The 26,526-nt window shown below is 73.1% G+C and carries 23 protein-coding genes and 6 pseudogenes; 10 read left to right on the top strand and 19 right to left on the bottom strand.

Going from position 1 to position 26,526, the window contains the following annotated elements:
* The 3 genes and pseudogenes from B9S58_RS38415 to B9S58_RS40155 form a co-directional block, all read right to left on the bottom strand.
* Window positions 1-183: pseudogene (locus B9S58_RS38415) on the bottom strand (hypothetical protein); the annotation flags it as partial.
* 47 nt (window positions 184-230) lie between these two features.
* Entirely contained in the window at window positions 231-947 is a 717-nt protein-coding gene (locus B9S58_RS06710; RefSeq protein WP_103531204.1) for a rod shape-determining protein, read from the bottom strand.
* Window positions 948-1,461: 514 nt separating this feature from the next.
* Window positions 1,462-1,578: pseudogene (locus B9S58_RS40155) on the bottom strand (hypothetical protein); the annotation flags it as partial.
* 235 nt (window positions 1,579-1,813) lie between these two features.
* Here B9S58_RS40155 and B9S58_RS06705 point away from each other — a divergent pair.
* Entirely contained in the window at window positions 1,814-2,137 is a 324-nt protein-coding gene (locus B9S58_RS06705; protein WP_146063470.1) for a hypothetical protein, read from the top strand.
* Between the two features lie 170 nt (window positions 2,138-2,307).
* On the opposite strand, the gene B9S58_RS06700 is transcribed toward B9S58_RS06705, so the two are convergent.
* Entirely contained in the window at window positions 2,308-4,482 is a 2,175-nt protein-coding gene (locus B9S58_RS06700; RefSeq protein WP_103531200.1) for a phage holin family protein, read from the bottom strand.
* Between the two features lie 234 nt (window positions 4,483-4,716).
* Here B9S58_RS06700 and B9S58_RS06695 point away from each other — a divergent pair, with 234 nt between their 5' ends.
* Entirely contained in the window at window positions 4,717-5,499 is a 783-nt protein-coding gene (locus B9S58_RS06695; protein WP_181009209.1) for an MBL fold metallo-hydrolase, read from the top strand.
* Window positions 5,496-6,146 (top strand): DedA family protein, encoded by a 651-nt coding sequence (locus B9S58_RS06690; protein ID WP_103531199.1) that lies wholly within the window; start codon window positions 5,496-5,498, stop codon window positions 6,144-6,146. Before B9S58_RS06695 ends, B9S58_RS06690 begins: the two co-directional genes overlap by 4 nt.
* Window positions 6,147-6,182: 36 nt before the next feature.
* Here B9S58_RS06690 and B9S58_RS06685 read toward each other — a convergent pair whose 3' ends face one another.
* Window positions 6,183-7,436: an aminotransferase class I/II-fold pyridoxal phosphate-dependent enzyme gene (locus B9S58_RS06685; RefSeq protein WP_103531202.1), complete on the bottom strand. Its 1,254-nt coding sequence runs from the start codon at window positions 7,434-7,436 to the stop codon at window positions 6,183-6,185.
* A gap of 221 nt (window positions 7,437-7,657) precedes the next feature.
* On the opposite strand from B9S58_RS06685, the gene B9S58_RS06680 reads away from it, so the two are divergent.
* Window positions 7,658-9,160, top strand: a complete 1,503-nt coding sequence (locus tag B9S58_RS06680; protein ID WP_103531198.1) for a bifunctional phosphatase PAP2/diacylglycerol kinase family protein — start codon at window positions 7,658-7,660, stop codon at window positions 9,158-9,160.
* 140 nt (window positions 9,161-9,300) lie between these two features.
* Entirely contained in the window at window positions 9,301-10,110 is an 810-nt protein-coding gene (locus tag B9S58_RS06675) for a class I SAM-dependent methyltransferase (RefSeq protein ID WP_103531197.1), read from the top strand.
* 12 nt (window positions 10,111-10,122) lie between these two features.
* On the opposite strand, the pseudogene B9S58_RS40150 reads toward B9S58_RS06675, so the two are convergent.
* Both B9S58_RS40150 and B9S58_RS38405 read right to left on the bottom strand, forming a co-directional pair.
* Window positions 10,123-10,338, bottom strand: a pseudogene (locus B9S58_RS40150) (GNAT family N-acetyltransferase); the annotation flags it as partial.
* 12 nt (window positions 10,339-10,350) lie between these two features.
* Window positions 10,351-10,614 (bottom strand): hypothetical protein, encoded by a 264-nt coding sequence (locus B9S58_RS38405; protein WP_219818868.1) that lies wholly within the window; start codon window positions 10,612-10,614, stop codon window positions 10,351-10,353.
* A gap of 97 nt (window positions 10,615-10,711) precedes the next feature.
* Here B9S58_RS38405 and B9S58_RS06665 point away from each other — a divergent pair, with 97 nt between their 5' ends.
* A complete protein-coding gene (locus B9S58_RS06665; RefSeq protein WP_103531196.1) occupies window positions 10,712-11,065 on the top strand; it encodes a VOC family protein in 354 nt (117 codons plus the stop codon).
* A gap of 22 nt (window positions 11,066-11,087) precedes the next feature.
* On the opposite strand, the pseudogene B9S58_RS38780 reads toward B9S58_RS06665, so the two are convergent.
* The 7 genes and pseudogenes from B9S58_RS38780 to B9S58_RS06630 all read right to left on the bottom strand — a co-directional run.
* Window positions 11,088-11,299: pseudogene (locus B9S58_RS38780) on the bottom strand (DUF5107 domain-containing protein); the annotation flags it as partial.
* Between the two features lie 335 nt (window positions 11,300-11,634).
* Window positions 11,635-11,874, bottom strand: coding sequence for a LapA family protein (locus B9S58_RS06655; protein WP_103531195.1), 240 nt, complete (start codon window positions 11,872-11,874; stop codon window positions 11,635-11,637).
* A gap of 145 nt (window positions 11,875-12,019) precedes the next feature.
* Window positions 12,020-13,777, bottom strand: a complete 1,758-nt coding sequence (locus B9S58_RS06650; RefSeq protein ID WP_103531194.1) for a CocE/NonD family hydrolase — start codon at window positions 13,775-13,777, stop codon at window positions 12,020-12,022.
* Window positions 13,778-14,009: 232 nt separating this feature from the next.
* Window positions 14,010-14,972, bottom strand: coding sequence for an LD-carboxypeptidase (locus tag B9S58_RS06645; protein WP_103531193.1), 963 nt, complete (start codon window positions 14,970-14,972; stop codon window positions 14,010-14,012).
* The gene (locus tag B9S58_RS06640) at window positions 14,969-16,984 is read right to left on the bottom strand and encodes a prolyl oligopeptidase family serine peptidase (RefSeq protein WP_103531192.1); all 2,016 of its coding nucleotides are present in this window, start codon (window positions 16,982-16,984) and stop codon (window positions 14,969-14,971) included. The genes B9S58_RS06645 and B9S58_RS06640 overlap by 4 nt, the downstream gene beginning before the upstream one ends.
* Before the next feature lie 41 nt (window positions 16,985-17,025).
* Window positions 17,026-18,369 (bottom strand): M20/M25/M40 family metallo-hydrolase, encoded by a 1,344-nt coding sequence (locus tag B9S58_RS06635; RefSeq protein WP_103531191.1) that lies wholly within the window; start codon window positions 18,367-18,369, stop codon window positions 17,026-17,028.
* Window positions 18,362-19,195, bottom strand: coding sequence for a M55 family metallopeptidase (locus tag B9S58_RS06630; RefSeq protein ID WP_103531190.1), 834 nt, complete (start codon window positions 19,193-19,195; stop codon window positions 18,362-18,364). The genes B9S58_RS06635 and B9S58_RS06630 overlap by 8 nt, the downstream gene beginning before the upstream one ends.
* 267 nt (window positions 19,196-19,462) lie before the next feature.
* On the opposite strand from B9S58_RS06630, the gene B9S58_RS37835 reads away from it, so the two are divergent.
* Together B9S58_RS37835 and B9S58_RS37830 are read left to right on the top strand one after the other, a co-directional pair.
* Complete coding sequence (locus tag B9S58_RS37835) at window positions 19,463-19,636, top strand: hypothetical protein (RefSeq protein WP_181009211.1); 174 nt, start codon at window positions 19,463-19,465, stop codon at window positions 19,634-19,636.
* A complete protein-coding gene (locus B9S58_RS37830) occupies window positions 19,621-19,764 on the top strand; it encodes a hypothetical protein (protein WP_181009210.1) in 144 nt (47 codons plus the stop codon). The genes B9S58_RS37835 and B9S58_RS37830 overlap by 16 nt, the downstream gene beginning before the upstream one ends.
* 61 nt (window positions 19,765-19,825) lie before the next feature.
* On the opposite strand, the gene B9S58_RS06625 is transcribed toward B9S58_RS37830, so the two are convergent.
* Window positions 19,826-20,830: an aldo/keto reductase gene (locus B9S58_RS06625; RefSeq protein WP_103531189.1), complete on the bottom strand. Its 1,005-nt coding sequence runs from the start codon at window positions 20,828-20,830 to the stop codon at window positions 19,826-19,828.
* Between the two features lie 110 nt (window positions 20,831-20,940).
* On the opposite strand from B9S58_RS06625, the gene B9S58_RS06620 reads away from it, so the two are divergent.
* Window positions 20,941-21,864 carry a LysR family transcriptional regulator gene (locus B9S58_RS06620; protein ID WP_103531188.1) on the top strand — a complete coding sequence of 308 codons (924 nt, stop codon included), beginning with the start codon at window positions 20,941-20,943 and terminating at the stop codon, window positions 21,862-21,864.
* A 32-nt stretch (window positions 21,865-21,896) separates the two neighbouring features.
* Here B9S58_RS06620 and B9S58_RS06615 read toward each other — a convergent pair whose 3' ends face one another.
* The 3 genes and pseudogenes from B9S58_RS06615 to B9S58_RS06605 form a co-directional block, all read right to left on the bottom strand.
* Complete coding sequence (locus tag B9S58_RS06615) at window positions 21,897-24,359, bottom strand: MFS transporter (protein WP_103531187.1); 2,463 nt, start codon at window positions 24,357-24,359, stop codon at window positions 21,897-21,899.
* Between the two features lie 220 nt (window positions 24,360-24,579).
* On the bottom strand, window positions 24,580-25,023 hold the full coding sequence (locus B9S58_RS06610) for an SRPBCC family protein (RefSeq protein WP_103531186.1): 444 nt from the start codon (window positions 25,021-25,023) through the stop codon (window positions 24,580-24,582).
* 86 nt (window positions 25,024-25,109) lie between these two features.
* Window positions 25,110-25,294: pseudogene (locus tag B9S58_RS06605) on the bottom strand (VOC family protein); the annotation flags it as partial.
* 108 nt (window positions 25,295-25,402) lie between these two features.
* Here B9S58_RS06605 and B9S58_RS06600 point away from each other — a divergent pair.
* A pseudogene (locus tag B9S58_RS06600) lies at window positions 25,403-25,594 on the top strand (radical SAM protein); the annotation flags it as partial.
* A 275-nt stretch (window positions 25,595-25,869) separates the two neighbouring features.
* Here B9S58_RS06600 and B9S58_RS06590 read toward each other — a convergent pair.
* Window positions 25,870-26,526 (bottom strand): transposase family protein (locus B9S58_RS06590; RefSeq protein ID WP_181009202.1); only part of this gene is annotated, 657 nt, incomplete at its 5' end.

The following is a 26,526-nucleotide window of genomic DNA, read 5'->3' as shown; positions in this document are numbered from 1 at the left end:
CTGCCGAGTGCCGTGCCCGGTGTGGTCGGTTCCGGTGCGAAGGGCCTGCGGTGCGGCGGGCGCCGGGGCAGCGGCGGTGACGGCCGGCGCGAGGCTTCGGGAAGCCGGGGCGGGGGCCGCGCCGCTCGTCGTGGCCGCGCCGCCGATCAGGGTGAGGACCGTGAGGAGCAGCGTGGTCAGCACACACCGCAAGCGGGACGTGTTCGCCCGGGGCGGTCCCGGGTACGGCGTCACCTCGGTCGGCCGGAATGCCCGGGCGGCGCCGTCCGGTGGCGCAGCACGGAGCTGAGGATCTGTCCGGCGCCCCGGACGACCGTGGTCGACGGGTCGCCGGCCAGGCGCACACGGGTGCCGAGGCAGCGGGCGATGCGACCGGTGACGTCGGCCCGCAGCGCGCCGCCGCCCGCGAGGACGGGGCCCTTGCGCAGAGCTCCGCGGATCGCGCCGTGCCGGTCGTGCCGCCACATGGACGTGATCATGTCGAGCACCGTACGGACGAGGACGGCGGGCAGCACTGCCGGATCGAGGCCGTCGAGATCGTCCAGTCCGCTCTCGGCCTGCCGGGCGTCGGCGACCAGGCCGCCCACGAGGAGCGTGACCTCGGTCAGCTCGGCTCCCATGTCGACGACGAGAAGGGGACCCGACTCCCTCGGTCCGGCGTACGCGGCGGCGGCCCTGGCGCTGCTGAGAACCAGGACGCGCGTCGTCCCGAGCCCCGCGATCAGGGCCCGTGCGGCGGTGCGGTGTTCGGCCCCGGCGAGCACGGGGTGACTGAGCACGATCACGCTGTCGCTGCGGTCGGGGCCCAGGGCCGCGTCGGCGATCCGGCCGAGCAGCCGGCCGCAGGACTCGGGGTCGACGATGCGCCCGCGCCGGACCGGCCGCCCGGCGTCCCCGTGGCGGCCGGAGCCGGGGAACGGGTCGAGCACGAGCCCCCGGCCGGGCACCCAGGCCCGGGTGCGGGAGCTGCCGAGGTCCAGGGCCAGTCCCCGGGCGGCCGGGATGCCCGGTTCACCCATGCGCTGGTACGTCCGGAGACCGCCGGGGGAACGCCCCGCCCCGAACGCCCCGGCACCGCTCCCGTCACGAAGCGGTCCGGGGCCCTTCCCCCATGGGCCCGCACCCGGGCGAAGCGGCCCTCGCCACTCGCCGGGCGCGGAAGCGATCGGGACGCGAACAGCCGGTGCCGGAGTGGTCGGGGAAGCAGCGGACGGGGCGGGTTCGGCTCCGCCCGGCCCCTCCGGTCCGCAGGAGACGGGAAGCCTTCCGCCCTCGCGGGCGCCCCCGGGCGGCGGAGGGACGGCGCGGGTCTGCCGCTGTCCGTCGTGCACAGAACGCATCGTCCCTCACCCCCGGTCGGCCACCTCGGCCGCCCACGCACCTGTCGACCCGCTGATAGCGAGGCACGACCGAGCTATCACTATGCAATACGGGGTGATCGAGCGCCACTTTCACACTGATTCACAGGCCCGACCAGCTCAGCGCGCACCACAGGCATCGGTATACATGACCATCCCCGGCATCGGCAAGAACATCGAGGAACTGGCCAAGTACTGGGCCAGTTGGCGGGGGAAGCCACCCACATCGGCCCCACCACCAAGAGCACCGTTGCCTTCGACGAGGCGAAGGGAGGCCTCGTCATCATCAAGGACCGATACATCCACGGATACCGGATGACCAAAGAGAAGTTCCTTGGGAAGTTCGGTCCGCTTCCGCCCAGTTGAGGAGGGCCGACGGTTCGAGAACGCAGATCGGACTGACCATGGACAACGGGGCCTGCAGGACTCGCCTCACGCCGTCCCAGACCGCCCTGATGCTTGAGGCGCTGCGGACGCTTCAGGGCTGGGGATACTCCGACGAGGCCGTCGCCGTACAGCTGAGTGCGGACCGGCAGGAGATCGATCGCCTGGCCGAGAGGCTGGCGGGTGATCACAGGACGGCCCGCGACTTCAGCCTGACCGTGCGTGAACTGCACGTCATCCATTCGGCCCTGACGGCGGTGGCGGCCACGTTCATCACGTCCGGTGGGTTCTCGGAGGAGGGGTTCTACAACAGGACGAGCTTCTTCCGAGAGAACTTCGATGCCATGGCACTGAGCATCGTCACGGCTGTCGACGAAGCGACAACTCCGCGGTAGGAGAATCGATGGGCCGCACCCTCCCCCGGGTGCGGCCCCTCGCCCTCCGTGCTCTTCCCGCCGGCGCTGGGACGGCAGCAGTCGACCTGAGCCGGCGGGGCGACCGCCGGACGGGCAACCCCGGGGGCGGCCTCCTGGAGAGGTCGCCTCCCCACGACCTGACCTGTCGTTCAGGCCGTCGTTCCCGGCGCGTCCGACACCGGGGCCCCTCCCGGGAACGGCGCGTCCGTCAGATCCGCCCCGGCGAAGCCCTCGGCCCGGACCGGTACCTGGGGGCCGGAGGACTCCTGGAGCCAGCGGGTCAGCACCCGGTGCACCGCCTCGGCTCCCACGAGCCCGCCGCCCGGCGGCACGGGCGCGCCCTCCGCGGTCTCGGCGGCCACGATGTCGAGCGGGTCCGTCAGTCCGCGCGGCCAGAGCAGGAACGGCCGTGACTGTTCGCCGCCGAGGCCGCCGTGCGAACCGATCTGCTCCTCGAAGGCGTGCACGGTCCCGGTGCCGGGGTCGTACATGGAGTTGACCATGACGTCGGCGACGTGCGGGAAGGTGTCGGTGCGCCGTACGGCCGCGGCCGCCCCGACGCCGAAGACCGCGAGCGGTCCCTCCCCGTCCGTCAGTTCGGCGACGGGGACCTCGGCCCCGCCGGGCCCGAGCACCACCGATCCGTGCTCCGCGCGGACGAGGAGGAAGCCGATTCCCGGGTGGTTGGCGAGCGTGGAGAGCAGCGCCGGGTGGCGGCGCTCGATCTGTTCGCGGGAGGCACGGCCCCCGATGTCGGGGAAGGAGATCAGCCCGAGGTTGCCGGAGGCCAGCACGATCGGGTCGGAGGGCTTGGCCGGGTGTTCGGCCTCCTGTCCCTCGACGGGGCGGTGCAGCGCGATCCGCACCGCGTCGCGGGCCTCGGACGCGCTGCGGGTGCGCTGGGCCCGGCGTGGCACGGGCAGCCCGCAGCCCGCCCGGACGAGGTCCTTGAGCGTGAGCCCGTACTTCCCCGCGAACGTCTCCCCGGGGCTCTGTCCGTGGTCGGACAGGAGCACGATCCGGTAGGCGCGCGGGGTGTGGTCGGCGATCTTGGCGATCAGGGCGAGGGAGCGGTCGAGGCGGACGAGGACCTTCTCCGCGTCGCGGCTGTGCGGGCCCGAGTGGTGGGCGACCTCGTCGTAGGCGACGAGGTCGGCGTAGACGGCGGTGCGTCCGGCGAACATGTCGCCGAGGACGGCGGCGGCGACCACATCGCGCTCCACGACGGTGGCGAAGGCGCGGATGAAGGGGTAGAGCCCGCCGCGCTTGATCCGCGGGGTGACCTTCCGGGCACGGGCCCGGGTCGACTCGCCGATCTCGCGGAGGACCTCGGCGACGAAGGAGAGAGCGGTACGGGTGGCGTTGGCCGGGTCGGAGAAGTAGGCGAAGTATCCGGCGCGGGAACGGCGTCCCTTGCCGCGCCGGGCGGCCATGGAGAGCACCAGGGCCAGCTGTCCGGCGCCGCCACTGAAGAGGTTGCCGCGGCTCGCGCCGTCGACGGTGAGCAGCCCTCCGTCACGGGTGTGCGCGATGGCCCGGCGCTGCATTTCGAGGGCGCTCGCGGGACGGCTGGAGACCATGACCGTACGGGTGTCCTTCTCGTACCAGCGGAACGCGGGCACGTCGTGGTTGCTGCCGTGCAGGATGCCGAGCTGGCTGGCGCCGGTCTGGCTGGACCAGTCGGTCCGCCAGGGGGTGAGCCGGTGTCCGGAGGAGTCGGCGAGCCAGCCGGCGACGGTCGGCATGAGCCCGTCGGCGGCGGCCTTCACCAGGACGTCGTGGCCGACGCCGTCGAGCTGGAGGAAGACGGTGCCGGGCGGTCCGTCGCGGCCGGGTTCCGGCGGGCCCGGGGAGCGGCCGCGTCTGCGCCGCCGGTCGGCGAGCCGGGACAGCCTGCGGCGGTAGGCCTCGTCGTCGCGGACGGCGAGGGCGGTGGAGGTGGCGGAGGCGACGGCGGACATGACGGCGGCGACGACGACCGCTGTCTCCGGCGCGGCGTCCCCGCGCCCGTCCGGGATGAGGCGCAGCGCCATCAGCAGCAGCGAGCCGTTGAGGAAGAAGACCAGCGCGCCGAGGACGAGCGCGGGCACGATGAGCAGGGACCGCACCAGAACGGGCCAGACCAGTGCGGAGAGCAGGCCGAAGGCGCCCGCGCCCCAGGCGGCGGTGAAGGCGGTCCTGGTGATGGTGTCGCCGTCGTCGGACTGGAGCTGGAAGTCGGGCAGGATGCCGGCGAGCGCGAGCATGGTGAGGGTGGACACCGCCCAGACCGCGATCACCCGCATCAGGGCTCTGCCCGCCGTACGCCATTTCCCGTCACCCACGCCGGTCCACCTCACGCCCTCTCCGCCCCCGGGCCCGGTCGTCCGGGGCCCACTCTTCAGCTTTTCACAGCGTCGGTCCCGGTCAGCGGCTTCGGGGCGACCGGCCAAGGAGCGGCCGGACGGTACGGGGGGCGCATAGGCTCGTACCGGCAGCGCGCCCGGGCACGGGCCGCGCGGGCCGCGCCGGGACACGAGGTCCCGGGAGTCGGGCGGGGATCGAGCGAGGAGGCGGACGTGCCGGTGGAGGTCACCTGGTGGGGTCATGCCACCTGCACGATCGAGGACTCGGGGGTGCGGGTGCTGACCGACCCTCTGTTCGTACGGCGCTTCGCGCATCTGCGCCGCCGCCGGGGCGAGGTGCCGCCGCCGCAGGCCGCGGTCGCGGAGGTGGCGCTGGTCTCCCACCTGCACTCCGACCATCTGCATCTGCCGTCACTGGCCCGGCTGGCTCCCGGCAGCCGGCTGATCGTGCCGAGCGGCGCGGTGGCGGCGGTGCCGGGGCTGCGGGTGCTGCGGCGCGTGCGGCAGCTGCACGTCACCGAGGTGAAGCCGGGCGACGTGGTGCGCGTGGGCGACGTGCGGGTGCGGGCGGTCCCCGCGCTGCACGACGGACGGCGGCTGCCGGTCGGGCCGCACCGCTCGCCCGCGCTCGGCTACGTGGTCGAGGGCGAGGCCCGGACGTACTTCGCCGGGGACACCGGGCTCTTCGACGGGATGACCGACGCGGTGGGACCGGTGGACGTGGCGCTGCTGCCGGTGGGCGGCTGGGGGCCCTTCCTGGGGCAGAGCCATCTGGACCCGGCCCGCGCCGCCGAGGCCCTGACCCTTCTCGCACCGCGAGCGGCGGTGCCGGTGCACTACGGGACGTACTGGCCGATCGGTCTGGACGGGGTGCGTCCGCACGAGTTCCACGCGCCGGGCGACGAGTTCGTACGGCAGGCGGCGAAGCGGGCGCCCGAGGTGACGGTGCACCTGCTGGGGCACGGCGAACGGGCCCGTCCGGAGGCCGGCCGGTGATCCACGAGATCCAGCAGGTGGTGCGGGAACTGCCCACCGAGTCGACCCAGCAGGCGGTCGGGTACCCGACGCTGTTCGCGCTGGTGGCGCTGGGGTCGCTGGTGCCCGTGGTACCGACGGGGGCGCTGGTGAGTACGGCGGCGGTGGTGGCGTTCCACCAGACGTCGCCGTTCGCCCTGCTCTTCGTGTTCGTGGTGGCGTCGGCCGCCGCGTTCCTCGGGGACATCTGTCTGTACTGGCTGGGGCAGCGCGGGGTGCGGTCGAGGAACGGCTCGAAGTGGCTGGAGGCGATCACCCGCCGGGCCGCGCCGGAGCGGCTGGCCCAGGCGCAGGCGAAGCTGGACGAACGCGGCGGGACGGTGCTGGTGCTGTCCCGTCTGATGCCGGCCGGGCGGATTCCGGTGATGCTGGCCTGTCTGCTGGGCCGGATGCCGTTGCGGCGGTTCGCCCGGGGTGATGTTCCGGCGTGTCTGGCCTGGGCGGCGACGTACCAGTTGATCGGGATCCTGGGCGGTTCGCTGTTCCCGGAGCCGTGGCAGGGGGTGGTCGCGGCGGTGGCCCTGACGCTGTTGATCAGCGGGGCTCCGGCGGTGTGGCGCAAGCTGCGGTCGAGGTACGGCCCGGGGACGGGCGACGCGACGGGATGAACATCCCTGGCCGGACGGCCGTGGCCGTGGCCGTGCTCAGCGCAGCGCGCCGAAGACCGCCGCGAAGCTTTCCAGCGCCTGCGCCACATGTGCGAGCTCCAGGGGCTCGGCGGCGGTGAGGGACTGCGTCTGCTGCTGCGGCGTGGCCCCCAGCAGCGGACCGGTGCCCAGGCGTACGCGCAGGGCGCCCAGCTCGTCCCCGAAGCGGTGTCCGCCCGGGGCCGGTGCGCCGAGCCGGTCGGTGAGGTACTCCTCCAGCTCCATGGAGTCCGTGACGCCCAGCTCCGCCAGCCGGGGGCGCAGCGGGCCGAGGTCGGCGTAGAGGTGGCGGCCCGCCTGCGGGGGGCGGGCCAGCGCGCCGGAGCCGAGGACCGCACGGTGGGCGGCGGCGGCGACCTCCGCCTGGAGCGCCGCGGCCCGCCGGATCCGCTCCCGTACGGGCTCCGGCTCCCCCAGGGCGTGGGCGGCCGCGTGGGCGACGGGAGCCGCGACGAGGGCGCCGAGCGCGGTGAGGACGTCCAGGGTGCGGGCGTGGCGGACGGCGGCCCGGGCGGTGTCCGGGAAGCGGGCGACGGCGACCGGCCAGGCGGCGGGCGCGAGGGCTCCGGCCAGGTCGCCGATCACCGTGACGTCGTCCGGGCACATCTCGGCGGGGCTGAGGAGGACGGTGTCGCGGGGCCGGTGCACGGTGTCGCGCCAGGTCTCGTCGCTGATGATGTGCAGTCCTTCACCGACCGCCGCCTCGCAGGCCTCGCGGACCAGCTCGGGCGGGGCCACGGTGGCCGTGGGGTCGTCCACGACGGACAGCAGCAGCAGCTTCGGCCGGCCACCCTCCGCACGGACCCGGCGGACGGTCTCCAGCAAGGCGTACGGGTCGGGTACGCCGCCGCATTCAGCCGGGGTCGGCACATGGTAGGCGGGCCGGCCCAGCAGCCGGGCCTGCGGCATCCAGGCGGCCGGGCAGGGGCGCGGCATGAGGACGTCGCCGCCGTGGGCGCCGATCAGGGCCAGGAGGAGCGGCTGGGCGCCGGGGGCGGCGGCGATGCTGCCCGCCGTGCCGTGCAGTCCGCGCCGGTCCCAGTAGCCGCGGGCCGCCTCGCGCAGCACCGGGCCCCCTCCGGGCGGCTCCGGACGGGTCCGTGCGGACGCGGCGGCGAGAACGGCGGCCAGTTCCGGGAGGACCGGGAGGCCGGGGTCGGGGGCGGGCGGCCCGTAGCGGACGGGGCCGTGGTCCTCGTGCGTGGGCGCATGGTCCTCGTGCGTGGGCACGTGGTCCTCAGTCCCGTGCATCCGGCCCTCCTCCGCCATTCGTCGCTCACCGTGGGTCCGCGTACTCCGGCTTGTACGGTTGGCTTCTTTATACGGAGATTCCGGACGCTCCGCCCGCCCAATCGCGCGCCCGGCCGGGGGCCGTCGCCGTATGGGCCGTTCTGCCGGTCGGTGGTGGCGCGTGGCCGGGGTCTCAGCGCGCCTGCTGGTTCAACGTGGCCCGGCCGGGTATTCGCTGAGCCATGTCCTCACCGAGAACCTCATCCGCCGCTCCCGCCGCCCGGTTGCGCGGCTGGCTGCAAGGGCGGGACCTGGCCGTGTTCCGGAGCGTCGCGGACCGGCACTGGCCGGGCGCCGCTCCGCTGCTGCCCAGGCTGAGCCGGAGCGCCAACCACGGGCTGCTCTGGTTCGGGGCGGCGGCCGGGATCGCGGCGCTCGGCAGCAGCGCGCGCTCGCGCCGGGCCGCGCTGCGCGGGGTGGCGTCCCTCGCCGTGGCCTCGGCGGCGATCAACACGGTCGGCAAGGGCGCGGTGCGCCGCGAGCGGCCGGTAGCGGACCTGGTGCCGGTGGTGCGGCAGCTCAAGCGGCAGCCGGTCACCACCTCCTTCCCCTCGGGCCACGCGGCGTCGGCGGCGGCCTTCGCCACCGGCGTGGCCCTGGAGTCCAAGGGCTGGGGCGCGGTCGTGGCCCCGGTCGCGGTGGCCGTGGCGGCCTCCCGTGTCTACACCGGCGTCCACTATCCGAGCGATGTGCTGGCGGGAGCGGTGCTCGGCGTGGGTGCCGCGTTCGCCCTGCGTGGTGTGGTGCCCACCCGGGGCCAGCTGCCAGCTCCCGGCCGCCCGCCCGGCGAGGCTCCGGCGCTGCCCGTCGGGAAGGACCTCGTCGTGGTGGTGAACCAGGAGTCGGGCACGGCCACCACGACCGCGGCGGTGGTGCGTGAGGCGCTGCCCGCGGCGGAGGTGGTGGAGGTGCCTCCCGGGGAGCTGTCGGCGGCTCTGGACGAGGCGGCGGGCCGCGGCCGGGCGCTGGGTGTCTGCGGGGGCGACGGCACGGTGAACCTGGCGGCCTCCGTGGCGGCGACGCACGGGATGCCGCTGGCGGTCTTCCCCGGCGGCACGCTCAACCACTTCGCCTACGACCTGGGCATCGAGACCGTCCACGACACCGCCGCCGCCCTCACCGCGGGCGAAGCGATCCGGGTGGACCTCGGCCGCTTCCGGCCGGGGCCCAAGGGCCCGGACGGGGCGGACGGCTATTTCCTCAACGCCTTCTCGCTGGGCGCCTATCCGGACCTGGTGCGCACCCGGGAACACTGGTCGCCCCGGATCGGCGGCTGGCCCGCGGGCGTACTCGCGGCGTGCCACGTGTTGCGCGGCCAGCGACCGCTGGAGGCCGAACTACAGGGCCGCAGGCGCCCGTTGTGGCTGCTCTTCGTCGGCAACGGGCTCTTCCAGCGGGTGGGCCCCGCCCCGGGCCGCCGCCACAACCTGGCGGACGGCCTGCTGGACGTCCGGGTGGTGCACGGCGGGCGGGGGCCCGCGCTGCGCCTGCTGGCGGCGGCGGTGGCGGGACCGCTGACCCGCTCACCCGCCCATGCCGCGGTGCGGCGGCGCCGGGTGCGGATCGGCGGCCTCGCGCCGGGGACACCTTACGCGTACGACGGTGAAGTGGCCCGCTCCGGAACGGAACTGATGATCGACAAGCTGCCGGAGGCGCTGACCGTCTACTGCCCGATGCCGGTCTGACCGCCTGCCCTTCGAGGCCGCACCCGCACACGAATCGTCCGCATGACAAGACGCCCATCTCACCATCCGACACCACGACGTACGGTGGCTCATGTCGCCGCGCCCGTCGGCGCGAGGCTTTCGGGAGAGGACGCAACGCCATGCCGAAGGAGACCGCCGTGTACACGCACGGCCACCACGAGTCGGTCCTGCGCTCACACCGCTGGCGGACCGCCGCCAACTCCGCCGCGTACCTCCTCGGCGAACTCCGCCCCGGTCTGGCCGTGCTGGACGTCGGCTGCGGGCCCGGAACCATCACCGCCGACCTGGCCGCACGCGTCGCGCCGGGCCGGGTCACCGCGGTGGACACCACCACCGGCATCCTCGGCCAGGCCGCCGCGGTGGCCGCCGAACGGGGCCTGGACAACATCGATTTCGCGGTGGCCGACGTCCACGCCCTGGACTTTCCCGACGACTCGTTCGACGTGGTCCACGCCCACCAGGTGCTCCAGCACGTGGGCGACCCGGTCCAGGCCTTGCGCGAGATGCGACGGGTCTGCCGCCCCGGCGGTGTGGTCGCGACACGCGACAGCGACTACGCGGCGATGACCTGGTACCCGAAGCCCCCCGGTCTCGGCGAGTGGCTGGACGTGTACGGCCGGGTGGCCCGCGGCAACGGCGGCGAGCCCGACGCGGGCCGCAGGCTCCTGTCGTGGGCGCGGCGGGCCGGGTTCACCGACATCACCCCGACCGCGGCCGCCTGGTGCTTCGCCACCCCGGAGAGCCGCGCCTGGTGGAGCGGCCTGTGGGCGGACCGCACGACGGATTCGGTCTACGCCGAGCTGGCGGTTCGGGGCGGTCACGCGAGCGACGAGCAGCTCGCGGCCATCGCCTCGGCGTGGCGCTCCTGGGGCGAGGACGACGACGGCTGGTTCATGGTGCCGCACGGCGAGGTGGTCTGCCGGAAGTAGCGTCGACCGCCCTCAGGGGCGGTGCCACTCCATGACGTGACCGGTCGCCCGGAACCGCTCGTTGCCCGCGAGCGTCCCGGTCTTCGTCTCGACGACCACGAAGCCCGCGCTCTCGTAGAGCGCGCGGGCGCTGTCGTTCCCGGCCAGGACCGTGCACTCGATCCCGGCCGAGTCGGCGGCCTCCAGAACATGGCGCAGCAGGACGCGTCCGATTCCCTGACGGTAGCGGGCCGGATCGACTTACAGCCAGGTGAGCTCCGCGTCCGCGTACGCGGCGAAACCGGCGACCACCGGCTCCGAGCCGTCCCGCACCTCGGCCACCCAGAGCGCCCCGTCGAACAGCCCCTCCTCCTCGTACGTCTCGGCCAGCGTGAGAAAGGCCTCCACGCCGACGGAGACGCGCAGCTCGTCGAGGCGCGCGGCGTCGTGGATGCGGGCGATCGCGCCCCAGTCCTCGCGCCGATAGGCCCGGACGGTGACTTCTGATGACGAACCCCGCTCCATGGGCACGACCCTGGCACCACCCCCGGAGCGGGGCAAGGAGATTTCGGCGGACCCGAATCGATCACACCGGCGGGAGCCGCCAACTACCCTCGTGCACATGGAGATCCTCGGAACCACGCTGCGTATCTGCGTCGACGACCTGGAGGCCTCGGTGGCCTTCTACGAGGGGCTGACGGGCACGTCGGCCCTGCGCTTCGAGCGCGGTGGGGTGTCGGTGGCCGCGATCGGCTGCTTCCTGTTGATGAGCGGCCCGGAGTCGGAGCTGGAGGTGCTGCGCAAGGTGGGCGCGACCATCGCCGTCAAGGACGTCGACGAGGCGAACGCGGCGCTGACCCGGGCGGGCGCGCGGGTCATCGCGGGACCGGTGCCGACCCCGGCGGGCCGCAACCTCATCGCACTGCACCCGGACGGCTCGATCTTCGAGTACGTGGACCGCAACGTCACCGTCTGACCGACCGCCCGGAGCGCGTTGATCACTCCTGGGGCGGGCTCATGCGGAAGTCATAGGCGTCCGGCAGCGGCTCGTCGCTGACCGACGCCCACAGCTCACCGAGGATTCCGGCCCCTTCGCGCAGGTCGGCGACCTCGAACCCGGCGTCGAAGGTCTCGCGGCCGCCCCGGTGTCGCCCTCGGCGACCAGGATCCGGGCGAGGAGCAGCCGGAAGCGTCCGCGCTCACGGATCGAACCAGCACACGGGTGTCCGGGGCCTCCGGGATGGCTATGTTGGACCACCAGCAGACCGGCGCGGGCTGCTCATGCGGATTGCGTATCAGTACGCCGACGTGCAGGAAGTCGGAGTCGTCCGGGGCAGGTTCAGTACGGCACGTCGTACGGTCGTGGCCAAGGCACCCTCGTTCCCTCGCGGCGGGCCGCCGCAGGTCCGGGCGCCCCCGGTGACCGGGGAACACGCAGGTGGCCGCGTGGACCAGAGTCCCGTCGGTCGGACTTCCGTGCGCTCGGCTTCCGCTCGGGTTCCGCCCGGACCTGCGCGCGGATGTCCGCGCGGGCTTCCGCCGCTGTCACTTCCCCCGGCGGCGGAAGAGGTAGCCGCCGCAGCCCAGGCCGATCAGGAACATGGCCAGCAGGGCGAACCAGAGGGGCATCGTCACCTCGGGGATCAGCACCCGGATGGTGACCTTGTTGGTGTTCACGCAGATGAACACGATGACGAGCACGACCAGCACACCGACCACGACGCGCCCCGGGGTGAGCCACCCCTTGGCGCGCGCGGTACCGCTCGATACGTCCTTGGGGCTCATGGGCCGGCCCTTCCGCTCGCTTCTCGCCGTCCGGCCGCCCGCCCGTCGTGCACGCGACCGCCCCCCGGGGTCCCAGCATGTCCGGCTGCCGGGTTCGGGGGGCGATACTGTACGGCCGTTCGAGTGAACCGGGGGGCACCGGGCGTCAGCCGGCCGGGACCACCGGGAGCTCCAGTACGCCGGTGTCCTCGGGGGCGTGGACGACGGTGACGGGCTTGATGCCCCGGTTGCCGAAGTAGGCGGTGTCGCTGGCGGCGATCACGAACTCCAGACGGTGCCCCGTTTCGTACCGGTGGACGATGCCGGGCAGCTCCACCGTGAAGGGCCGGGTGACGTCGGGGACCCGGACCGGGGAGACGAGCCGGTTCACCAGTGTCCGGCTGCCGTCGGGCCCGACGTCGTAGACCTTGGCGAACAGGACGAGTCTGTCCGAGGCGTCACCGCTGTTCTGGACCCGTTCGGCCTTCGGGGAGACGACCTTCAGGGTGGCCTTCGGCGCGCCGACGACGTCGAGGGGTGCGGTGAGGGGTTCGCTGCGCCAGCCGAGGTAGGTGCCCCTGATGTCGTACGGCTTGGGGTCGGGCAGTCCGATGAGCGGGGCGATGGAGCTCTCGGAGTGGCTGGTGGGCACGGGCCAGTTGGTGTACTGACGGCTGCCGCGCGCCACCTTCGAGCGGTTGTCGACGAGTTTGCCGTCGCCGGAGAGGTACAGGGACTGCGAGAGGGCGGGGACGTCGGCGGCGGCGCCGTAGCCGCTCTGCCAGTCGCGATAGTAGGAGAACGCGGGACCGGTGTCGGTGTCCGTCTTCTTCCGGAGGTAGCGGTCGAACCAGGCCAGGACCCGCTGTCCGACGTGGCTGGTCTCCAGATTGCCCTGGCTCAGGTCGAGTTCGCCGGGGACCTGGCCTCCGCTATGCCCCCAGGCCTGCCAGATCATCTTCGTCTCGGTGCCCTGCGCCTTGAGCGTCCGGTAGGTGGCGGTGGCCTCGTTGAGGTTGAACAGGCTGTCGGCCTGGCCCTGGACGATGAGGGTGGGGGCCTTGACCCGGTCGAGGTAGGAGACGGGCGAGACGCCGCGTGCGTAGGCAAGCATCTCCTCGGTCTTGTCGGCGGGGTAGCGGCCGGAGTTGAGCAACCGGATGGTCTCGCAGGCACGGGTGGCGAAGTGCAGGCAGTCCAGCCGGTTGATCCGAGACGGGTCCAGGCTCGGGTTGAGGAGCGGCTGGCCTTCGCCGATCAGGTAGAAGCCGTTGGCCCACTGCCACTTGAAGACGCCGGGGGTGTCGGAGGTGACGCCGGCACGCGCCCCGGTGTTGTTGGGGGCCAGCGCGTAGCCGAGGTCGTTCCAGGTGATCAGCGGGACGAGGGCGTCGACGCGGGGGTCGACGGCGGCGGTCGCCAGTTGGATCGCACCGCCGTAGGAGCCGCCGATCATGCCGACGCGCGGATCGCCGTCGGCGTCCTGGGTGACGTAGTCGGCCCTGGTCCCGTCGTCGGCCGCACGAACCCCTCCGAGGAAGTCGAGGAGTTCACTCGCGGCCCTGCCGTCGATGGCGGGGTCGTCGAGGGTGATCAGGCAGCCGGACTCGCCGAAGCCGAGGCCGGAGTAGACGAGTCCGACGTAGCCGCGCTCTGCGAAGGCCCTGCCGATGGCGTCGGTGGAACCGTCGGACTTGCTGCCGCCGAAGCCGTTGGTCGCGAGGACGGCGGGGGCGGGGCGGTCCGCGTCGGCCCCGGCGGGCCGGTAGAGGTCGGCGTCCACCGCGCAGGTGCGGTCGCCCGCCCCGACGGTGAACGTCAGCGGGGTGACGGTGTACGGCTCGGCCTCGGCTTGGGCCGGGCCGGCCAGGACGAGGGGGGCCACGAGGGCCGCCCCGGCGACCGCGCCGAGCCGGCCGCGCACTCTGGAAACAGCACCTGACACGAAGACCTCCACACCGAGGACATCTTACCGACCGGTAAGTATTGGGTCGCGCTCATGCTGTGACACAGCTCATAACCGTGTCAACGTATCGGTCGGCGGTTCTTGACGGATGTTCACGTTCCACGCACGAACGCACACATCCGGCTGCCCGCGCGGGCAGCGACGCGGGCAGGGACGAGACGGCGGATACGGGCAGCGGCCGAGGAGGGGCTCAGCGCAGGGCGGGGGACTCGACGGTCAGCGTGCAACGCCCGCCGTCCGCCGGTGCGTCGAGCACCGCGGGCACGCCCAGGGGAATCGTCAGCGCGGTCGGACCGTGGCCGAAGCCCAGCTCCTCGACCACGGGTATGCCCAGCGGGCCGAGCCGGTCGGCGAGCACGGCGCGGATCCTCTCGTACGGTCCGCACTCCTGCCAGGAGCCGCAGGCAACCCCGGCGACTCCGTCCAGGGCTCCGGTCCGCAGCAGCCGGGTGAGGAAGCCGTCGAGCCGGTAGGGCTCCTCCCCCGTGTCCTCGATCACCAGCAGTCCGCCGCGGATGCGGGTCCGGCCTCCCGGGGTGCCGATGTCGGCGGCGAGCAGGCTGACACACCCGCCGTACAGGGTGCCCCGCGCCCGGCCGGGGACCAGCGGCCCGGCCGATTCCAGGCCGAGGGTGCGGACGGTCTCCGGCTCGAAGAGCGTGGCGCGCAGGTGCTCACGGGTCGCCGCGTCCTTCAGGAACGACTCGGTGGCCACCATCGGCCCGTGCAGGGTCGCGAACCCGCTCCGCAGGGCGAACGCCTCGTGCAGGACCGTGATGTCGCTGTAGCCGACGAACGCCTTGGGCCCGGCGGCCCGGATCGCCGCCCAGTCGACCAGGTCGACCATCCGGTGCACGCCGTACCCTCCCCGGGCGCACAGCACGGCCTCCACGGACGGGTCGCACCACGCCTGCTGAAGGTCCGCCGCACGGTCCGCGTCCGCCCCGGCGAGGTAGTCCAATTCCGGGTGGACGTCGAGGACATGGGGGCCGACCACGGGTTCGAGGCCCCAGTCGCGCAGGACGGCGAGACCCGCCTCCAGACCGTCGGCGGGCACAGGGCCGCTGGGCGCGACGACGGCGACCCGGGAGCCGGGACGCAGCCGGGGCGGCCGGACCAGGGGGGTCGCCGGGCCGTGACCCTCACGGGTCACGTGGTCAGCTCCAGGGGCGGCACGTCGGGCCGGTCGATACCGAATGTCTGTGCGTAGAGGGAGAGCTCGGCCTCCAGTGCGCGGACCAGTGTCTCCGCGCGCCGGAAGCCGTGGCTCTCCCCCTCGAAGGCGATGTAGGCGTGGGCGACGCCCCGGCCGGCGAGTGCGGAGAGGAACCGCTCGCTCTGGGCGGGCGGGCAGATCACGTCGTCCAGGCCCTGGAGCAGCACGAACGGGGTGCTCAGCCGGTCGGCGCGGTGGAGCGGGGAGCGTTCGCGGTAGCGCTCGGGCACCTCGGCGAACGGGCCGACGAGGGACTCCAGGTACTGCGACTCGAAGTCGTGGGTCTCGTCCGTGGCCCAGCCCGCGAGATCCAGGATCGGATAGAGGATCGTCCCGCAGGCGTACAGGTCGGTGGAGGTCAGCGAGGCGGCCGTGGTCCAGCCGCCCGCGCTGCCACCCCGGATCGCGAGCCTGTCCGGGTCTGCGGCGCCCTCCTCGACCAGGGCCGAGGCGACGGCCGCGCAGTCGTCGACGTCGACCACGCCCCACTGGCCGCGGAGCCGTTCGCGGTAGCCGCGGCCGTAGCCGGTGGAGCCGCCGTAGTTGACGTCGGCCACGCCGATGCCGCGCGAGGTGAAGTAGGCGATCTCCAGGTCGAGGACGAGCGGGGCGTGACCGGTGGGGCCACCGTGCGCCCACACCACGTACGGGGGCTTCTCGCCCTCGGGTCCGGTGCGGTCGGGGCTGTGCGGCGGGTAGACGTGGGCGTGGATCTCCCGGCCGTCGGGGCCGGTGAAGGTGCGGTCCTCGGGCACCGGGTAGTACGCGGGGTCGACCGTGTCGTGGTGGGGTGCGCCGATGGTGCAGGTGTGGCCGGTCGCGGTGTCCAGCTCCACGATCTCGGGGCCGCTGCGGGGGCTCGCCGCGACGCCGACGACCCGGCTGCCGTGGACGGCGAGCGTGTCGGCCCAGGCGGTCCAGGGGCCCGGTACGTCGGCGAGGTCACCGGTCTCCGGGTCGAGGATGCCGAGCCGCATGCCGCCCCTGCCGTGCAGGACGGCGATCAGCCCGTTGTCCAGCGGGTGGAACCAGCGCAGCCCGATCTTCCACAGCGGTCCGCCGAACTCCTCGGCCCGGGGCGGCAGGAGACGGCTGCTGGGGACCACACCACCCGCGACCGCGTCGGGGCGGATGCGCTGGAGTTCCCACCAGCCGGCGAGGTCGGAGACGAACAGGAGGCTGCCGTCGCGGTCCCACTCCACCTGGCAGACCGATGCGTCGAGGTCGCCGACGAGGGGGCGCACACCGGTGAACTCATCCGCGTCGGTGATGTCGGCCAGCATGACCACGGTGCCGTCCCAGGGCATCCGGGGGTGGTCCCAGGCGATCCAGGCCGCCCGTCGCCCGTCATGGGAGAGCCGGGGGCCGGTGACGAACCGGTGCCGGTCGTCCGAGAGTTCACGGACCGCCGAGCGGTCGCCGGCCGCCGAGCCGTCCAGCGGTACGGCGGCGAGGACGCGCCGTACGTCGGTGGGTGCGGGCCCGGTGAACTCCTCCAGCACGCACCACACTTCGCCCGCCGCCCCGCGCTCCGGGCGCACCTGCGGGTCCACCCAGCGCAGTCCGCCGCCGATGTCCGAGACCGGGGTGAGCGGCCACGGCTCGTCCGGCCCGTCGGGGGCGTAGGCGTAAAGCCGCTGGTCGGTGAAGTGGACGAACACCACGAGCAGTTCGCCGTCAGCGCGCACCGTGCCCGCCCAGGGTTGTCCGCCGTATTCGATCACCCGGCTGCGGGCGTTCCAGGGGGCGGGCAGCACGGGGGCGGTGGTGCCGTCGGCACGGCGGCGCATCAGGGCGCGCCGGCCGTCCTCGGCGGGGCGCGGCTCGGTCCACCACACCTCGTCCCCGACGGTGCCGAGGTGGTCCGGGCGGCCGTCGTGCGAGGCGGCCAGTGCCGCGTCGATCGGCGACGGCCAGGTTCCGTACGGGGCTGCTGGCACGGTGTTCACGTAGGTCGGTCCCCCGGGTGCGGATCGGCAGGGTCGGTCGGTCAGGCGGTGCGCAGGTAGTGGTCGAGGACGCGGACGCCGAAGTGGAGGGCGTCGACGGGGACGCGCTCGTCGACGCCGTGGAAGAGCCGCTGGTAGTCGAAGCCTACGGGCAGCTTCAGCGGGGTGAAGCCGTAGCCGGTGATGCCGAGGCGGGAGAACTGCTTGGCGTCGGTGCCGCCCGACATGCAGTACGGAACGGTGTGCCCGTCCGGGTCGAACCGTTCGACGGCGGCGCGCAGCTTGGCGTACGTCGGTGAGTCGACGGGGGCCGTCAGGGCCGTCTCGCGGTGGTAGAACTCCCAGGAGACCGAGGGCCCGGTGAGCCGGTCCAGGGTCTCGCGGAACTCCTCGTCACCGCCGGGGACCGTGCGTCCGTCGATGAAGGCGGCGGCGTGGCCGGGGATGACGTTGACCTTGTAGCCGGCATCCAGCATCGTCGGGTTGCTGCTGTTGCGGATGGTGTTCTCGACGAGGGACGCGGCCGGTCCGAGCTTGCCGAGGAGCTGGGCGACGTCGAAGCCGGGTTCGTCGAGGTCGGCGGTGATGCCGTGGAGGGCGGCGATCTCGGTGATCGCGGCCCGGACGGTCGGGGTGGGGCGGATGGGCCACTCGTGTTCGCCGATCCGGGCGACGGCGGCGGCCAGAGTGCTCACCGCGTTCTCCCGGTTGACCTTGGAGCCGTGCCCGGCCCGGCCCTCCGCGGTCAGCTTCAGCCAGCCGGTGCCCCGCTCGCCCGCCGCGATCGGGTAGAGCGAGAGGCCCTCGCCCGCGTGGAAGGTGAAGGCCCCGGACTCGCTGATGCCCTCCGTGCAGCCCTCGAACAGCTCGGGGTGCCGGTCGGCGAGGAAGCCGGAGCCGTCGACGGCGCTGTCCTCCTCGTCGGCGGTGTAGGCGATGACGATGTCGCGCCGGGGGCGGAACCCCTCGCGGGCCCAGCCCCGTACGACGGCGAGGACCATCGCGTCCATGTTCTTCATGTCGACGGCGCCGCGCCCCCACACGACTCCGTCGCTCACCTCGCCGGAGAAGGGGTGCACGGTCCAGTCGGCGGGCTCGGCGGGCACCACGTCGAGGTGGCCGTGGACGAGCAGTGCGTCGGCCGACGGGTCGGTGCCGGGGATCCGGGCGACCACATTGGTCCGGCCGGGGGTCCGTTCCAGCAGCGTCGGTTCGATTCCGGCGTCGGCGAGCCGCTGGGCGACGTATTCGGCGGCCGGGCGCTCCCGGCAGTCGCCGCCGCCCCGGTTGGTGGTGTCGATGCGGATGAGTTCGGAGGTGAACGTCACCACCTCGTCGAGGGCCTGCCGGTCGACGGGTCCGAGCAGGTCGGGGGCCTCAGCCATACTGTTCCTCCACAGCGGCCGACACGATCGTCGTCACCGCCTTGAACGTGCGAATTCCTTCGTACATCGTCGCGCTGGTGTACGCGACACGCCTCTCGCCGCTCGCCGCCACGCCGGGGACGACGGTCGCAGCGGCCGCCAGGTGTTCGGCGTCGAACTCCAGCTCCACGGTGAACGCGGACCCGGTGGCGGGCTCCCGCCTCCCCGCCAGCACGGTGGCCGCTTTCGCCGCCGCCCTGATGTCGGCGGCGGTACGGGCCGGGGTCCGGCACACCGCCGCGTAGCGGGAGACGTAGTCCTTGACGGCGACCTTCCGGGCGTCGGGGGCGTATCCCTCGGCGTCGACGCAGGTCAGGTCGTCGCCGGTGACGAGGACGACGGGCACGCCGTACTCGGCGGCGACGTGCGCGTTGAGCAGCCCCTCGCTCGCGCGGGCCCCGTTGAGCCAGACGCCGGTGATGGAGTTGGCGAGGTAGGTGTGGGCGAGGACGCCCTCCGTGCCGGCCCCGGTGTGGTAGCCGACGAAGGCCACCGCGTCCACGTCGCCGTGCTGGATGCCCTCCACCATGGACAGCGACTTGTGCTTGCCGGTGAGCATCTGGACCCGTTCGTCCATGTGCTCCAGCAGCAGATTGCGCATCGACCAGTGGGCCTCGTTGACCAGCACCTCGTCGGCGCCGCCGTCGTAGAAGCCGAGTGCCGCCGCGTTCACGTCCGAGGTGAACATCGACCGGCAGCGCTCCCACTGCGGAGTCCCCGGCAGCACGTCGGCCGGCCAGGTCACTCCGGTGGCGCCTTCCATGTCCGCGCTGATGAGGATCTTCATGCCGCCACACCGTACGCGCCGTGAGCGGCGCGGGCCAGGGAGGGGCGGCCCGCCAGAGGTCCAGTCCGCCGAAGGTCCCTCCGGTGGTCCCCGCGGTGGTCCGTCCGGTGGTGTCTGCGGTGCTCCCTGCCGTGGTCCTCCTCGGGCGCCCGGGCGAACACTATGAACGCAATGCGCACGGGGCTTCTCCCCCGGGTGCGGCGCTTCCTGGTATCCCGGCACGTCCCGGCGCACACCCGCGCCGGGCAGACAGCCAGGAGCCGCCCCGTGTACTCCCCCCACCTGCCCGCTCCCGCCCTGCCGCTGTACCGCCGCCACCGGTTCCGCTCCGCCGCGCCGGCCGCCACGATCACGGCCCTGCTCCTCGGCACGGCGGGCGAGGCGCCCGCGGCCCTCCCAAGGGCCGGGCCCCCGGTCGCCGCCGAGTGCCCGGCGCGCTGACCGGCGATCCGCGGTTCGCGACGTTCTCCCGGGTCCTGCCCCGGCCGGGCGGGCGCGCCTGGCCCGCCATGACCGCCGTGCAGGAGCGGGCCTGGGGCCGGATCGACGGGGTGGGCATCGCCCCCTGACCTCGCCCCGGCGTCCCACCCCGACGCACCGCCCGTACCGCTCTCCCGCTCCTGGTCGGCGTCAGCCCGTCTTCGCGTCCCGCAGCAGCTCCTCGATCCGGGAGAGTTCGTCCGCGCCGAACTCCAGGTTCGAGACGGCCTCGACGCTGTTCTCCAGCTGGGCGACGCTGCTCGCGCCGACGACGGCGGAGGTGAGCCGCCCGCCGCGCAGCACCCACGCCAGGGCCAGCTGCGCGAGCGACTGGCCGCGCTCCTTCGCCAGGGCGTCCAGCGCGCGCAGCCGCTCCACCAGCTGCGGGGTGACGGCGTCGGGCGTCAGGAACGGGCTCGCGCCCGCCGCCCGGGAGCCGGCCGGGATGCCGCTCAGATAGCGGTCGGTGAGGATGCCCTGCTCCAGCGGCGAGTACGCGATGGACCCGGCGCCCAGCTCGTCGAGGACGTCCGGCAGCCCGTCGTCCTCGATGCGGCGGTCGAGCATCGAGTATCGGGGCTGGTGGATGAGGAGCGGGGTGCCGAGGTCCTTCAGGATCGCGGCGGCCTCGCGGGTCTGCGCGGCGGAGTAGTTGGACAGCCCGGCGTACAGCGCCTTGCCCTGCCGTACGGCGGTGTCGAGCGCGCCCATCGTCTCTTCGAGGGGGGTCTCGGGGTCGGGCCGGTGGGAGTAGAAGATGTCGACGTAACTGACGCCGAGGCGCTTCAGGCTCTGGTCGAGGGAGGAGCGCAGGTACTTGCGCGAGCCCCACTCCCCGTACGGCCCGTCCCCCATGCGGTAGCCGGCCTTGGTGGAGATGACGATCTCGTCGCGCAGCCGGGAGAAGTCGGTCGCCAGGGCGCGGCCCAGGGTGAGTTCGGCGGAGCCGGGCGGCGGGCCGTAGTTGTTGGCCAGGTCGAAGTGGGTGATGCCGAGGTCGAAGGCGCGGCGCAGGATGCGGCCCTGCTCCTCGGGCGTTCTGTCCCCTCCGAAGTTGTGCCAGAGGCCGAGGGAGAGCGCGGGCAGCTGCAGACCGCTGCGGCCGGTGCGCCGGTAGGGCATGGCGGAGTAGCGGTCGGCGGACGGCAGGTACATGCGAAGGGCTCCACGGGGAGAGGGCCGGGGGACACGCCCAGGCTTCCGCAGATGGATCCAGCAGTCCAACAGGAGATTCCGCTCGGATTCATCGCTTAGATTGCTCAATCATGGAACTGCGTCAACTGGAGCACTTCGTCGCCGTCGCCGAGGAGCGTCACTTCACCCGCGCCGCCGAGCGCCTCGCCGTCTCGCAGTCCGGGCTCTCCGCCTCCGTACGGGCGCTGGAACAGGAGCTGCGGACCCCGTTGTTCAGTCGCACCACGCGCACGGTCCGGCTCACCGAGGCCGGCCGGGCGCTGCTGGTGGAGGCGGAGCGCACGCTGGCGGGCGCGCGGGCGGCGCGGGACGCGGTCGATGCCGTACGGGGGCTGCTGGGCGGGACGCTGACGGTGGGGGTCGAGCAGTGCGTGGCGGGGGTGAGCCCGGCGCGGCTGCTGGCTGCGTTCCACCGGGAGCATCCGCAGATGGAGCTGCGGCTGCGGCAGGAGGGCACCAGCAGCCTGTTGGACGGGGTGGCGGGCGGGCGCCTGGACCTGGCGTTCGCGGCCACGGTCGGTCCGGCGGAGTGGCGCGGGGAGCTGGTACCGCTGGCCCGGGAGCCGATGGTGCTGCTGTGCGCGGCAGGGCACGCGTTCGCCGGACGGCCGGAGGTGGGGTGGGAGGAGCTGGCGGGGGCGTCGTTCATCGACTTCCATCCGGACTGGGGCCCCCGGCGGGCCGCCGACGAGGCGTTCGCGGCGGCGGGGGTGCGCCGGACGGTGGGCCTGGAGGTCAACGATGTGCACAGCCTGCTGGAGCTGGTGCAGGAGGGGCTGGGGATCGCGGTGGTACCGCACCACTTCTCCCGCAAGCCCGAGGCGGCCCGGCTGGTCACGGTGGAGCTGGCGGGTGCGTACCGGCCGGTGTACGAGAGCGTGGTGGTGCTTCCGGCGGCGCGGAGTCTGAGCCCGGGGGCGCGGGCGCTGATGCGGCTGGTGCGGGAGGCGGCGGAGGCACGCCGGGCCCCGGGGGCGCGGTGCACATCGGCGTGACGTCGGCCCCGGGCTCGTACGTCTCAGTCCTCTCAGTCCTCGTGGCCGAGTTGGAGGTCGCGTTCGGTGCGGCCGCCCGCGACCTGGAGAACGGTGGCGACCGGCGGGTAGCCGGCGGCGATCACCGTGTACTCGCCGGACGACAGATCGACGAACCGGAACGAGCCGTCGGGCCCGGTGGTGAGGGTGTCCACCACGTTGCCCGCCGCGTCGAGCAGGGTGACCCGGGCGTCCTCGACCGGGCGTCCACCGGTGGCCCGGACGACGCCGCGCAGGACGGCCCCGCCCGCCAGCTCGATGTCCTGCCGGGTCTCGCGGGCGGCCTGCACGCTGACCGGGAGGGCCGCGGGGCGGAAGGCGGGGGCGCCGGCGGCCAGCGTGTACTCGCCGGCGACCAGATCTCCGATGACATAGCCGCCCTCGCGCCCGGTACGGGTGGAGGCGACGACCTCTCCGCGTACGTCGGTGAGCGTGACGGCCGCTTCGGGTACGGGGGCGCCGTCGGGGGTGAGGACGCACCCGGCGAGGCGTCCGGCGCCGCCGAGCACCATGTCCAGCTCGACGGGGCGCTCGCCCACGGTGACGCTGACGGCCTGCGGCTGGTGGCCGCCCGCCGCGGCGATCAGGACGTAGGACCCGGCGCCGGGGACGCTCAGCGCGTACCGCCCGTCCTCGCCGCTGGCCCCGCGCCCGACCTGCTGCCCCTGGACGTCGATGAGGGTGAGGGCGGCGCGGGGGACGGTTGTGCCGTCGGGGTGCTGGACGCTGCCGTGGACCGGGACCCCGGAGAGGTGACCGGCGGGCGGGCCGCCGGAGTCGGCGCGGGCGGCGGGGATCTGCGTGGTCTCGGCGGCGGCTTCGGGACTGTGGTGGGACACCAGCGGTTTCTCCTTGAGGAAGAAGGCGAGGATCAGGCCGAGTACGAGCACCGGCACGAGGTAGAGGAAGATGCGCGGCATCGCGTCGACGTACGCCTGGATGTAGGCGTCGCGCAGCGCGGGCTCCATCGCGTGGACGATCTGCGGGGTGATCGACTCGGGGTCGGGAAGCTCCGCTCCGTCGGGCAGGCGTACGCCGAGGGCGTCGGAGAGCCGCCCGGCGAACAGCGTGCCGAAGACCGCCGCGCCGACGCTGCCGCCGATCTGCCGGAAGTAGTTGTTGGCGCTGGTGGCGGTGCCGAGGTCCGAAGGGCGTACGGAGTTCTGCACGGCGAGCACGAGGACGGACATGACCAGTCCGATGCCGATGCCGAGGACGGCCTGGTAGAAGCTGTACACCAGCGGGGAGGTGTCCGCCTCCAGCAGGGACAGCAGCCACATGCCGACCACCGAGACGGCACTGCCGACGATCGGGTAGATCCGGTAGCGGCCGGTGCGGGTGACGAGCCGGCCGGAGACGATGGAGCCGCCGACGATGCCCATCATCATCGGGAGCATCAGCAGCCCGGATTCGGTGGCGCTGGCCCCCTCGACCATCTGGAGGTAGGTGGGGAGATAGCTGGCGGCACCGAAGAGCGCGATGCCGACGACCGCGCCGACCAGGCCGGTGACGTTGAAGACGGAGTCACGGAACAACCTCAGCGGAATGATCGGTTCTGCGGCCCGGTGTTCGGCGGCGACGAAGAGCACCGTCGTGACGACCGCGCCCGCCGCGAGGCCCAGGACGGTGCGTGAGCCCCAGGCGTACTCGGTGCCGCCCCAGCTGGTGAGCAGCACCAGACAGGTGGAGGCGACGGCGAGCAGGACCGCGCCGATGACGTCGAGCCGGGGCCGGACGGCGGGCCTGGGCAGCTTGAGGACGACCGCGATGACGGCCAGGGTGACCAGGCCGAAGGGGACGTTGATGTAGAAGCACCAGCGCCAGGAGGCGTGGTCGGTGAAGAACCCGCCGAGCAGGGGTCCGGCCACCGAGGCGAGGCCGAAGACCGCGCCGATGAGGCCCATGTAGCGGCCGCGCTCCCGGGCCGGGACGATGTCCGCGATGATCGCCTGGACGCCGATCATGAGGCCGCCGCCCCCGATGCCCTGGAGGGCGCGGAAGGCGATCAGCTCGTCCATGGTGCGCGACCAGCCCGCAAGCGCCGAGCCGATGATGAAGACGACGATGGCGAACTGGAAGACGCCCTTGCGGCCGAAGAGGTCGCCGAGCTTGCCGTAGAGCGGCAGGACGATGGTGGAGGCGAGGAGGTAGGCGGTGACCGCCCAGGACATCTTCTCCAGGCCGTGCAGCTCACCGACGATCTTCGGCAGGGCGGTGGCGACGATCATCTGGTCGAGCGCCGCGAGGAGCAGGGTGAGCATCAGCCCGAGGAAGACCATGCGGACCTTGCGGGGGCTGATCTCCGCCGTGTCCGGGCCGGATCCGGGTGCGGCGGGAGAGGATGGCGGGGGTGGTGCGGCGGGGGCTCCGGGTCTCGCCGCCGTGCCGTCCGGTGCCGGGCCGCCCGGACCCGTGCCGTCCGGCCCGTCCTCCACCAGCGTGATACCGCCCACCACGTAACGCTCCCCTCGTCGCACCTGCGCCGCCCATTTCTCGCATCGCGCGGCAAGGCGGGGCAAACGTGACGAGGGGCGTACGCGGCGCGCACGGAGGGCTTATGCGCCGGTGGGAGCCACTACGGCGCACAACCGGCCGCCCCGGAAAACCACCCGTTCCGGTGAGGCCGGCCGCGCTCACGGAGGTCGGATCTCCGACCTCCGGTGCGGCGGAAGGAAATTACTTCTCGACCTCGGTGGCGAGGTTCTGGAGGAGCTCGTCGTAGATCCGGCCGAGGCCCTTGGGCGCGAAGGTCCGCTCGAAGAACCCGCCGATGCCGCCGGCGCCGTCCCAGACCGTGGTCACGACGGCCTTGGACTTTCCCTCACCGGCCGGGGTGACGGTCCAGGTCGTGGCCATGGAGGAGTTGCGGTCCTTCTCGACGAGCTGCCCGTCGGTCGGCTCGCTGACCTCCAGCAGGCAGTCGCGGACACGCTTGTTGGTCGCCTGGAGCTTCCAGTGGACGAGGGTGCCCTCCCCGTCGCCGCCCTCCCGGACCTCGTACTCGCTGAAGTGCCCGGTCAGCACCTTGCCGCGGACGTCCTTGTAGTCGGCCAGCGCGTCGAACACCGCCTCTGCGTCCGCCGCGATGATCCGTTCCGTGGTGGCCTCGACCTGCGCCATGGCTGTTCCTCCAGCACTCGGTGGTTCGGTGGGTGAGCTGAGCCAACCACCTCGGGCACAGCCGCTCAAAATCGGGCCGTCCAGGATCAGGGGCGGTGGTCCGCGAGGACGCGGAACTCGTTGCCTCCGGGTCGGTGAGGACGATCCAGCTCTCGTCGCCCTGACCGATGTCGGCACGGCGGGCACCCAGGCCGAGCGGCCGGCGCACCTCCTCGTCCTGCTCCCGGCCGGTGGGACTGACGTCGACGTGGAGCCGGTTCTTGACGGTCCGGTCACGGAGCGGGTTTCCCGGAGGACCCCACGCTGGTCGCGGAGCCGCCCCGCACGATCAATGGAACACGTGTTCTATTCTGCATTGAGTGCTACCGAGGAGGCGTCCATGCGCTGGGACAACCTGGTCGAGAAGAACTCGACGACCGGGAACAGCGCGCTCTTCGCCGCGGACGCGGTGACCACGCGCACGTTCGACACCCCCGAATTCCGGGGGATCACCTTCCACGAGATCCGGGCCCGTTCGATCCTGAACCGGGTGCCCGGGGCCTCGCGGATGCCGTTCGAGTGGACGGTGAACCGTTCCTAGCCAGTGTGCATGAGTGGGTGTTGGACCCACTCATGTGTTCTGGGCGCATCCCGAACGGTATTGGGTGCGCTGGGTTGCCGCTTTCGCGTCCCGCTCGGCGGCACATCTCTGGGGGCGTGGTCCGTTGCGGGTGGGCGGGTTCCCTCACGCTCTCGTGCACCTGGTGCGGCCTGGGCGGTCCGATGCCTCACACGATCTCTCCGGTCGTGTGGGGGCGGTGCCGTCTGAAGTTCTCCCAAGGCCGGGTAGTTAGGGCCTGCCGATTATCAACTCGCTGTCTTGATCTTTGGTGTTGGGGTGATGCCGAGGTGTGCGGCGAGGTCTGCGAGGTCGTCCAGGGTGGCGAGGCGGTGCTCGGCCGGGGCGATGACGTGCCCGATCTCGTCGAGGAGTTGGTGGGTTTTGCGGATGCGCCGGTTGATGGTCTGGGGTGCGACCGCGAAGAGGCGGGCGATGACGACCTGCGGGAGCCCGAGCCGCTCGTAGAGGAGGGTGGCCAGGAGCCGGTCGACGAGGGTGAGGCCGGGGCGTCGGCCGGTGTAGAGGCCGACGGCCGGAGTCTTCTGCCGGTCACCGCCGCGCCGCTGGTGGAGATCTTCTTCTCTCTGGGCCATGCGGGCTGCCGCCAGCTCGCCGACGAGCTGGTCCCACTGGTGCTGGTCCATGCCGGTCAGAGCCGGGTGGACCAGCCAGGCGCGGCCGGGGCCGGGCTGGAGCTGGGGCAGGATCGGAGGGATTCCGTCCCGACTGTGCTCCTCGGGGCGGAGGGTGTAGTTCCAGTCGCCGTGCCAGTCGTGGCGGTTCAGCGGCAGGGCGGTCATCTGCCCGTCACTGACCCTCACTCCTGTCTCATAGGCGGTGGTGTCGAGTTCGGCCCGGACCGTGAGGCCGGTGCGGGTAGTGGTCGCCGCGATGCTGTCGAC

Source organism: Streptomyces sp. SM11 (assembly GCF_002910905.1).
Classification (GTDB): domain Bacteria; phylum Actinomycetota; class Actinomycetes; order Streptomycetales; family Streptomycetaceae; genus Streptomyces.
This window is presented reverse-complemented; position numbering and strand designations above follow the sequence as displayed.

Coding starts and splice junctions, on each gene's coding strand:
- B9S58_RS06705 (WP_146063470.1), top strand. CDS start 1,814: ATGCTTGAGGCGCTGCGGACGCTTCAGGGCTGGGGATACTCCGACGAG.
- B9S58_RS06685 (WP_103531202.1), bottom strand. CDS start 7,436: ATGCACGGGACTGAGGACCACGTGCCCACGCACGAGGACCATGCGCCC.
- B9S58_RS06680 (WP_103531198.1), top strand. CDS start 7,658: ATGTCCTCACCGAGAACCTCATCCGCCGCTCCCGCCGCCCGGTTGCGC.
- B9S58_RS06675 (WP_103531197.1), top strand. CDS start 9,301: ATGCCGAAGGAGACCGCCGTGTACACGCACGGCCACCACGAGTCGGTC.
- B9S58_RS38405 (WP_219818868.1), bottom strand. CDS start 10,614: ATGGAGCGGGGTTCGTCATCAGAAGTCACCGTCCGGGCCTATCGGCGC.
- B9S58_RS06665 (WP_103531196.1), top strand. CDS start 10,712: ATGGAGATCCTCGGAACCACGCTGCGTATCTGCGTCGACGACCTGGAG.
- B9S58_RS06655 (WP_103531195.1), bottom strand. CDS start 11,874: ATGAGCCCCAAGGACGTATCGAGCGGTACCGCGCGCGCCAAGGGGTGG.
- B9S58_RS06635 (WP_103531191.1), bottom strand. CDS start 18,369: ATGGCTGAGGCCCCCGACCTGCTCGGACCCGTCGACCGGCAGGCCCTC.
- B9S58_RS06630 (WP_103531190.1), bottom strand. CDS start 19,195: ATGAAGATCCTCATCAGCGCGGACATGGAAGGCGCCACCGGAGTGACC.
- B9S58_RS06625 (WP_103531189.1), bottom strand. CDS start 20,830: ATGTACCTGCCGTCCGCCGACCGCTACTCCGCCATGCCCTACCGGCGC.
- B9S58_RS06620 (WP_103531188.1), top strand. CDS start 20,941: ATGGAACTGCGTCAACTGGAGCACTTCGTCGCCGTCGCCGAGGAGCGT.
- B9S58_RS06610 (WP_103531186.1), bottom strand. CDS start 25,023: ATGGCGCAGGTCGAGGCCACCACGGAACGGATCATCGCGGCGGACGCA.